A 6,313-nucleotide genomic window follows, 5' to 3' on the forward strand; every position below is an offset into this window, starting at 1 on the left:
ATCACACCAGATGAAGGGCCGTGACGGCCAGGTCGACGAGCTTGATCCCGACAAAGGGCAGCGCCAGTCCGCCAAGGCCATAGACGAAAAGGTTACGGCGCAGGAGAGCGGCGGCGCCGACCGGACGATAGGCGACGCCCTTGAGCGCGAGCGGAATCAGCGCCACGATGATGAGCGCGTTGAAGATCACCGCTGACAGGATCGCCGATTGCGGCGAGGCGAGCCCCATGACATTGAGCGCGCCAAGCGCCGGATAAGTCGTCACGAACAACGCGGGGATGATGGCGAAATACTTCGCGACATCATTTGCGATGGAGAAGGTGGTGAGCGAGCCGCGCGTCATCAAAAGCTGCTTGCCGATCTCGACGATCTCGATGAGCTTGGTCGGGCTGGAATCGAGATCGACCATGTTGGCGGCCTCGCGGGCGGCCTGGGTGCCGGTCTGCATGGCGACGCCGACATCGGCCTGGGCCAGTGCCGGCGCGTCGTTCGTGCCGTCGCCGCACATGGCGATCAGGCGGCCGCCCCGCTGCTCCCTGCGAATATAGGCGAGCTTGTCTTCCGGGGTCGCCTGAGCGAGGAAGTCGTCGACACCGGCCTCGGACGCAATCGCGGCCGCCGTCACCGGATTGTCGCCCGTCACCATGACGGTGCGGATGCCCATGGCCCGCATCCGGGCGAAGCGCTCCTTGATGCCGGGCTTGACCACATCCTTGAGGTGGATGACGCCGAGCAGACGCTGGCCATCCGCCACCGCAAGCGGCGTCCCTCCGGTGCGCGCGACACGGTCGACAGCGGCACGGAACTCGGCCGGTGCGGCGTCCTTCGCGATGTCGGCGAAGCGCAATACGGCATCGACCGCCCCTTTCCGGACCCGCCGTCCGCCCGCATCGACACCGGACAGGCGCGTTTCCGCAGCGAAGGGGATCGTCGCATCGGGCGCGAATGAGGGATTGGACACGCCATATTCGCCCGTCGCCAAGGCGACGATTGAACGGCCTTCCGGCGTCTCGTCGGCAAGGCTTGCCAACAAGGCTGCCTCGGCAAGTTCCGCTTCGGTCACGCCCGGTACGGGGAGGAAATCGGCCGCCATACGGTTGCCGAAAGTGATCGTGCCGGTCTTGTCGAGGAGGAGCGTATCGACGTCGCCGGCCGCCTCGACCGCGCGGCCGGATGTGGCGATCACATTGAAACGTACGAGCCGGTTCATGCCGGCGATGCCGATGGCCGACAGGAGACCGCCGATCGTCGTGGGGATCAGCGTGACGAGAAGCGCGGCAAGCACGGTGACGGAGAGAACGGTGCCCGAATAGCCGGCAAGGCCCCAGAGCGTCGTGACGGCGATCAGGAAGATCAGGGTCAGTCCCGACAACAGGATCGACAGCGCGATTTCGTTTGGCGTCTTCTGGCGCTTCGCCCCCTCGATCAGCGCGATCATGCGGTCGACGAAGCTCGATCCCGGCGCGACCGTGATCCGGATCTTCAGATGGTCGGACAGGACCTGCGTGCCTCCGGTCACGGCCGAACGGTCGCCGCCGGATTCGCGGATCACAGGAGCGGATTCGCCGGTGACGGCGCTTTCGTTGACCGAGGCAATGCCCTCGATCACCTCGCCGTCGCCGGGGATCAGTTCGCCCGCCTCGACGATCACGATGTCGCCCACCGCAAGAGCGGTCGCGGGGATCGTCCGGGTGCCGCCGGCATCGCCGGACACGAGCCGCGCGGACAGGTCCGAGCGTGCGCGCTTGAGGCTGTCAGCCTGCGCCTTGCCGCGCCCCTCCGCAACGGCTTCGGCAAAGGTGGCGAACAGCACCGTAAACCATAGCCAGGCGGCAATCTGGCCGGAAAACCCCGCATCGCCGCCGAAGAGCAGATCGCGCAGGAACAGAAGCGTGACGAGCGCCGCGACAATCTCCGTGACGAAGATCACCGGGTTGCGCATGAGCTGGCGCGGATCGAGCTTCTTGAAGGCCGACACGATGGCCGGGGCCAGGATAGCGCGGTCGAAGAAGCCCGGCGTTTCTGCCGGAAGGGGGGCCGTTGTGGCGTGCTGGCTGGACATGACTACGCTTTCTTTCAGAAGGTCTGGCCGGCCAGCATGGCGAAATGTTCGACGATGGGGCCGAGCGCCAGTGCCGGGAAAAATTGCAGACCGCCGAGAATGAGGATGATGCCGATCAAAAGGCCGACGAAGAGCGGCGTGTGGGTGGGGAATGTGCCGCCCGATGCAGGCGTCTTCACCTTGGCGGCGATCGAGCCGGCCATCGCCAGGACGGGGATCGCATAGGCGAAGCGCCCAAGCAGCATGGCGATGCCGAGCGTCGTGTTGTACCAGGGCGTATTGCCCGAGAGACCGCCGAAAGCCGAGCCGTTGTTGCCCGCCGCCGACGTGTAGGCGTAGAGGATTTCAGACAGGCCGTGCGGCCCCGGCGTGCCTATGCTGGCGACGGCGACCGGCAGCATCGCCGAGACTGCGGTGAAGCCGAGGATGGCGGCCGGCAGGATGAGAACCGCCAGCATGGCATATTTCATCTCGCGGCCGTCGATCTTCTTGCCGAGCAGTTCGGGCGTGCGACCGACCATCAGCCCTGCGACGAACACCGAGAGGACGGCGAAGACGACGAGTGCGTAAAGGCCCGAGCCGACGCCGCCCGGCAGCACCTCGCCAAGCTGGATCAGGAACATCGGCACAAGGCCGCCGAGCCCGGTCAGCGAGCCGTGCATGGCATTGACGCCGCCATTCGACAGGCCGGTCGTCACGGCGGCATAGAGCGCGCTTGCCGCCTGCCCAAAGCGAACCTCCTTGCCTTCCATGTTGCCGCCGCCGGCATGGAGCCCGAGCGAAGCGAGGATCGGATTGCCCTGCGTTTCGGCCCAGTAAACGGCGCCGACGCCGGCAATCAGCAGGATGGCGATCGCAACGAGCAAAGCCCAGCCCTGACGGCGGTCTCCCACCATCTGGCCGAAGGTGTAGACCAGCGCGGAGGAAACCGAGAGCATCGCGAAGATGTTCACGAGGTTCGACAGAGCGGTCGGGTTTTCGAAGGGATGGGCGGCATTGACGTTGAAGAAGCCGCCGCCATTCGTGCCGATCTGCTTGATCGCCTCCTGGCTGGCGACGGGGCCGAGCGCGATGACTTGCCGACCGCCCTCGAGCGTGGTCGCCGTCATCGAGGCATCGAGCGTCTGCGGCAGGCCGGTGGCGACGAAGATGAGGGCGACGAAAACGGACAGCGGCAGGAGCACGTAGAGCGTCGCCCGCGTGAGGTCCACCCAGAAATTGCCGAGCGTCGCCGCCTTCGACCGGGCAAAGGCGCGGGTCAGCGCCATCGCGATCGCGATGCTTGTCGCGGCCGAGACGAAATTCTGCACCGTGAGCCCCGCCATCTGGCTGAAATGGCTCATCGTCGACTCGCCGCCGTAGTTCTGCCAATTGGTATTGGTCAGGAAGCTGACGGCCGTATTGAAGGCGAGGTCAGGCGGGACATTGGCGAAGCCCTGCGGATTGAGAGGCAAAAACGCCTGCAGCCGCAAGATCGCGTAGAGCGCGACGAAACCGGCGACGGAAAAGGCGAGCATCGCGAACGTATAGGAAAGCCAGCCCTGCTCCTTGCCCGCATCGACGCCGGCAAGGCGATAGAAACCCGTCTCGACAGGCGCGAGAACGCGGGACATGAAATTGCGCTCGCCCGAAAAGACACGCGCCATGTAAAGCCCGAGCGGCTTCACCGCCACGAGGACGGCAAGAAACAGGACTGCGATCTGCAGCCATCCGATAAGTGTCATGGAACGCTCCGGCGATCAGAACCGCTCGGGACGCAAAAGCGTCGCGAGGAGATAGACAGCAAGCAGCACCACCACGCCGAGCCCGATGAATGCTTCGACCATGTCACAATCCTCACGACAGTCGCGCAAGAAGACGGGCATAGGCGCCGAAGCCGATAAGCGCGCCTACGCCGACGAAAAGAAAGACGATGTCAGCCAAGATAAGTCTCCTGAACATGGTGTTTCAGGAGAAATAGCGCTGACCCGCATCAGATATCGATTGCGGATACGCGGCGCGCGCGTAAGGAAAACATAAGGACGAGCAGCTACCGCCTGCCGTCCGCACTAGATCGAGTTTCGAGGATCAACGCCGACGCCTGGTCGCGCCTTCACGCGGCCCTGCTTGCTCGAAGCGTCTCCTTGAACAGTTCGAAGGCCGTCGTGCCCTGCCGATCGGGGTAATAGAGGTGGTAGCCGGCGAACGGCTCGCACCACGGCTCCAAAAGGCGAGTGAGACGGCCATCGGCAATCGGCGCCGCCACCAGATCCTCCAGGATGTAGAGGACACCGAAACCCTCAAGGGCGGCAGCCACCAGCAGATCGCCGTCGTTGAATACCGGCCCGCGGCCCGGCGCGACCGTCACAGTATGGCCGTCACGCTCGAACGACCAGGGAGACAGGCCGCCATACGCGTCGCCGTAGGCGATGCAGCGGTGCGCTGTGAGGTCGGCGGGCTCCATCGGTAGCGGATGGTCGCTCAGATAACCGGGAGCGGCCACGACCGCGACGCGGAGCGGAGGCCCGACCGCAAGCGCGATCATGTCCTTCTCCAATCGCTCGCCGAGCCGGATGCCCGCATCGTATCGGCCCGCCACGACGTCGGTCATCCCGTCCTCTACATACACTTCCACCTCGATGCCGGGGTAGCGACACATGAAGGACGGCAGCATCGGCCACAGCACGGTGTCCGCGGCGTGTTTGCCGGTCGTGATCCGGACGGTGCCGATCGCTGCCCCGCCTGCCTGTGACAGCGCCTCGATCTCGTCGTCTAGCCCTGCCAGTGCCGGCGACAGGGTGGCGAGCAGGCGCTCGCCGGCAGCGGTCGGGGCGACGCTGCGCGTCGTGCGGGCGAGCAGGCGAAAACCGAGCTGGCCCTCCAGTCGCTTCATGGTCTGGCTCAACGCCGACTGCGTGACCCCGAGCCGCCTCGCGGCACGCGTGAAGCTGCGGTCGGCGGCGATGGCCGCGAAGACGGCGAGGTCGCCGAGTTGATCCGGACGCATTGATGATCCCTGCTACTAAGGCCTATTATTTATTAATCAGTTATCTCGATAAATTAACACAACTACATAGCTCCCGACAGCGGAAGGAATAAGAGCAGCTATGAGCAAGGTGTGGTTAGTGACGGGCGCAAGCCGAGGACTTGGACTCCAGATCACGCGAGCGGCGCTAGATGCGGGCGAAACGGTGGTGGCAACGGCGCGGTCCACTGATACGTTGCGCGATGCCTTCGGGGGCGAACACGACCGCCTGCACGCCCTCGAACTCGATATCACTGATGCCGAAGCGGCGAACGCGGTCGCTGCCGAGATCATCGAGCGGTTCGGTGCGATCGATGTGCTGATCAACAATGCCGGCTACGCCGAACTGGGCTTCTTCGAGACCTTCACCGATGAAGCGGTGCGGTGCCAGTTCGAGGTCAATGTGTTCGGCACGATGAACGTCGCGCGCGCGGTCGCCCCTCACATGCGCGAGCGTCGCGCAGGCCTCATCGTCACCATCTCGTCAGTCAGCGGGTTGGTTTCAAACGGCGGTGGAGCGGTCTACTCGGCGTCGAAATTCGCGGTCGAGGGATGGATGGAGGGCTTTGCGCAGGAGTTGGCGCCGTTCGGCGTCCGCTCGCTCCTGGTCGAGCCGGGGATGCTGCGCACCGACTTCATGGACGGCAAGTCGGCGCGCTTCGGTAGCATCGATATTCCGGACTATGCCGAAGCGATCGCGCAGTATCGAGCGTTCGTGGACGGGGCCAATGGCAATCAACCGAACGATCCCAAGCTGCTCGCCGCGCGGATCGTGGTGCTTGCTTCGCAGGACGATGTGCCATCACGGTTTATATTCGGCGACGACGCACGGCAGTGGGCGGGCGCGAAGGTCGATCAATTGCGGCACGACATCGCCCGATCCACCGATCGCGGCTGACACGAAAAACCATCGCTCTGACAAGGGAGGTGGTTGCTTGGCCTAGCCGTCCGAATAACCACTCGGAGAGAGGCTTCGGCGACCCCTAAACAGAGTAAATGGGTCGAAACTGCCGTCGCGATTTAAAGATATATCGGGCTGTAGCGTAAAGTCGGCGTTTTTGCATGCGGACTGGTAAGTGTGCAGTGATCGGCGGCAATATCGGGATATAGAGGGCGATCGGAGAACGACCCGAGACATAGGTGACGTTTTGTACCGGACACATGGGTAACACTTTTCGGCTTTGCCGGGAGGTGTTGATGCCGTGGATGGAGTGTTCGGTGATGGAAGAACGTCTACGCTTCGTGGC

5 protein-coding genes are annotated in these 6,313 nt (G+C 64.1%); 1 reads left to right on the forward strand and 4 read right to left on the reverse strand.

Annotated elements, in window-relative coordinates; translation table 11 throughout:
* Position 1 precedes the first annotated feature (1 nt).
* From kdpB to GTW25_RS16840, 4 genes are all read right to left on the reverse strand, one after another.
* On the reverse strand, positions 2-2,062 hold the full coding sequence (gene kdpB, locus GTW25_RS16825; protein ID WP_252913370.1) for a potassium-transporting ATPase subunit KdpB: 2,061 nt from the start codon (positions 2,060-2,062) through the stop codon (positions 2-4).
* Between the two features lie 14 nt (positions 2,063-2,076).
* Positions 2,077-3,786, reverse strand: coding sequence for a potassium-transporting ATPase subunit KdpA (kdpA, locus tag GTW25_RS16830; RefSeq protein ID WP_252913371.1), 1,710 nt, complete (start codon positions 3,784-3,786; stop codon positions 2,077-2,079).
* Between the two features lie 15 nt (positions 3,787-3,801).
* Positions 3,802-3,927, reverse strand: a complete 126-nt coding sequence (kdpF, locus tag GTW25_RS16835; RefSeq protein WP_252913372.1) for a K(+)-transporting ATPase subunit F — start codon at positions 3,925-3,927, stop codon at positions 3,802-3,804.
* A gap of 227 nt (positions 3,928-4,154) precedes the next feature.
* Positions 4,155-5,048 carry a LysR family transcriptional regulator gene (locus GTW25_RS16840; protein ID WP_252913373.1) on the reverse strand — a complete coding sequence of 298 codons (894 nt, stop codon included), beginning with the start codon at positions 5,046-5,048 and terminating at the stop codon, positions 4,155-4,157.
* Positions 5,049-5,148: 100 nt separating this feature from the next.
* Here GTW25_RS16840 and GTW25_RS16845 point away from each other — a divergent pair, with 100 nt between their 5' ends.
* Positions 5,149-5,964, forward strand: a complete 816-nt coding sequence (locus GTW25_RS16845; RefSeq protein ID WP_252913374.1) for an SDR family NAD(P)-dependent oxidoreductase — start codon at positions 5,149-5,151, stop codon at positions 5,962-5,964.
* The last annotated feature ends 349 nt before the right edge of the window (positions 5,965-6,313 follow it).

The organism is Aliihoeflea aestuarii (assembly GCF_024105665.1).
Classification (GTDB): Bacteria; Pseudomonadota; Alphaproteobacteria; order Rhizobiales; family Rhizobiaceae; genus Aliihoeflea; species Aliihoeflea aestuarii.